General features: G+C 41.7%; 2 protein-coding genes and 1 pseudogene. All 3 read right to left on the bottom strand.

Translation table 11 applies throughout. The features are described 5' to 3' along the window. Positions 1-748 (bottom strand): annotated as a pseudogene (locus BN1115_RS06225) (His-Xaa-Ser system radical SAM maturase HxsC); the annotation flags it as partial. 5 nt (positions 749-753) lie between these two features. After that, positions 754-2,199, bottom strand: coding sequence for a His-Xaa-Ser system radical SAM maturase HxsB (hxsB, locus tag BN1115_RS06220; RefSeq protein ID WP_042656500.1), 1,446 nt, complete (start codon positions 2,197-2,199; stop codon positions 754-756). Beyond that, complete coding sequence (gene hxsD, locus BN1115_RS06215) at positions 2,192-2,479, bottom strand: His-Xaa-Ser system protein HxsD (RefSeq protein ID WP_042656499.1); 288 nt, start codon at positions 2,477-2,479, stop codon at positions 2,192-2,194. The genes hxsB and hxsD overlap by 8 nt, the downstream gene beginning before the upstream one ends. Positions 2,480-2,539: the final 60 nt, after the last annotated feature.

Raw genomic sequence — 2,539 nt, 5'->3', positions numbered from 1 at the left:
CGTTCATGATCTTGCCCTGGTGATAAAGGCCATTGATGGTCTGATTGAATGCACCACGAGACTGCACATGATAATCGTGCTCAAGAGCTGTCGAACCATATAATGGGATCCCCCACAGCACTCGCTGGTGTCCAATCTGCCGAATGTTATTGATGAAATCTCTGTCACTCAGTTTTTTGCCATTGGTCAAAATATGGAGCTGGGTTTGAGGCAGTTTCTCGTGACAACGGCTCAGAATATTTAAAAAATCAGCACTAAGGATGGTTGGCTCACCACCACTGACCCCTAATGTACGCGGCTCATCATCAAGCAAATTAATGATGCCCAGAGCATCATTTACCCGCCAAGAGTCATCTATGTCTTTTGGTGGTTGCGAGCACATGATGCAGAAGTTATCGCACCGCTCGGTCAGAAACAAAGTGTTGGAGTCACTGTGCTGTTTGTAGACAATGTAAACAGCATTATTTAAGGTCACAATAATATCACCATCCTCAAGGGGATCGGCAGTCTCGGTGACCTGGATAATTTGACCTTTAAAGGGCGAGGTTGCTTGATCATAAATGACAACAGCCCCCCAATTAATAGAGAGCAGGGCCTCTGCACGATCTTGCCTGTCCGGGTAGATCAGACAAAGATCCTCCGGTGAGCGCCCATTAGCAACGTAACTCTCAATCGTTGTCACCCGCAATGGGCGACGAATGATAGAGGGATTGTGAATTTCAGCTTTTAATTTTAGTTTGAAGCTCATCGCACTTACCCTTTTGTGATCCATGAGGTAAATACGCCCTTGTTTTCCTCAAGGAGGCTGAAGAGATGGCGATACGATGGCTTTTGCTTATTGCAAAAGTCATTCTTGGCCCTGTGCCCACACATATCCCCTGTACGGGAATAGTTTTGAATGGGATTGGCTCCGCAGTAGGGAAGGTAAGCGCAATAGGCACAGCCTGGCAGAGATTCAGCAACCCCACTCAGCAAAATCCCAGCCATCACATCAGATGAAATCAGCTCAATATAGGGTGTATCTATCGAGCCCAGACAAAACTTATTGTCACCCATGTCATAGAGCATTCTGGCTTCATCTGAAGGGTAAACGTAACCGTTGTAATGATAGACCAGCACCCCAGTACCATCTCCACACGGAGATCGCAGGTCAACATAACCCACCGGACGTCCGGTCAGAATATTATTCAATGCCAAAGATGCAGTGACTTCATCGAGATAGTAGCCAGATTTATTGATATCAATGATATATTTAAGACTTTTTTTATAAAATTCAAAATACTCATTTGACGTATAGCTGACTTTACTTTCTTTTTTGACGGCAAAACCATACATATTAAGTGGGCGCAAAAAGATGGAATGAAAATCATGCTTCACATACTCATCAACAATTTCTTCGTAAAATGGTAGGCTATCTTTAGTGATTGTCGTCATGGCAGCAATAGCATCATCACCGATGGCTTCTCTTACTTTCCGAATACCTGCAAGAGTACTTTGATAACTATTACCACATGTGGATGGCCGATTTTTATTGTGCAGCCATTCTGGACCATCCAAGGATGTAGATATCTGTATTTCATTTATCTTAATGAAATCAAGCATCTCGTCTGTAATAAATTGAAGGCTAGTCGCAATCACAAATACAATGCTCTTACCATGAAAGTGGTTTTTCTCATGAATGTAATCAACGACACTTTTAATTAAATCGAAGGCCAGCAGAGGCTCACCGCCCTGAAATTCGATGGTGATATGTTGGTTAGGTGATTCAAACACCCGATCTACTGCATGTCTAGCCGCCTCTTGTGACATATCATATTGTGATGAGGTAATCGATTTCCTACTCGCCTGACAATACTCGCAGGAATTACCACATCTCAGCGTCACTACAAATATATGCAGACCTGGCCCACCACTCAAAAATGATTTACGCTGCCTGTATTTAGCGGACAAACATCGTAGTGCATAAGAGTCTTCTGCACCTGATAAGAAGCTTTTTCTTTTTAACTCATTATAAAGCGCAGCATCAGTTGGTAACTGACCTGCAACTAAATCTTGTAATTCGGAATATTTAACAAGGGAATATTCCCCCACCATATTAACTATTAATGCATCATCATTATTCAGTCGTTCAAAATTGAACGGAAGTAATGAATAACTTTTGTCCGTAAAGTCGCCTCTATTTTTAATTTTATTATTCATCGGACTGCACACTCCATGCCTCACGCAGAGCAGCATAGACTAAAGCATCTTTCACTACTTTTGTTTTTTCCTCAATCACCACCCGTAGCTCATGATCAACTAGCGCATTTTTAAATTCAGCCTCAAAACTGCGTGATACCGGCGTGGCATCTAATTTAGAAATGGTAATAGAATACATTCCATCATTCATTTTAATATCGAAGTGAAAACCACCCGAAAAGCCATAACAAGTCCGCAACAATGCATCTTTACTAAAAATGGGATCAATAACCAGATTCATGATAACGTTCAAGAAATATATAGTATAGGGAAATGCTATATTTTTATACCACAGCTAGAA

Origin of the sequence: Aeromonas allosaccharophila (assembly GCF_000819685.1) — a bacterium.
In the GTDB taxonomy this organism is placed as follows: Bacteria; Pseudomonadota; Gammaproteobacteria; order Enterobacterales; family Aeromonadaceae; genus Aeromonas; species Aeromonas allosaccharophila.
This window is presented reverse-complemented; position numbering and strand designations above follow the sequence as displayed.

Bases quoted from the DNA above. Each gene is read 5' to 3' on its own strand.
- hxsB (WP_042656500.1), bottom strand. From the start codon at position 2,199: ATGAATAATAAAATTAAAAATAGAGGCGACTTTACGGACAAAAGTTAT.
- hxsD (WP_042656499.1), bottom strand. From the start codon at position 2,479: ATGAATCTGGTTATTGATCCCATTTTTAGTAAAGATGCATTGTTGCGG.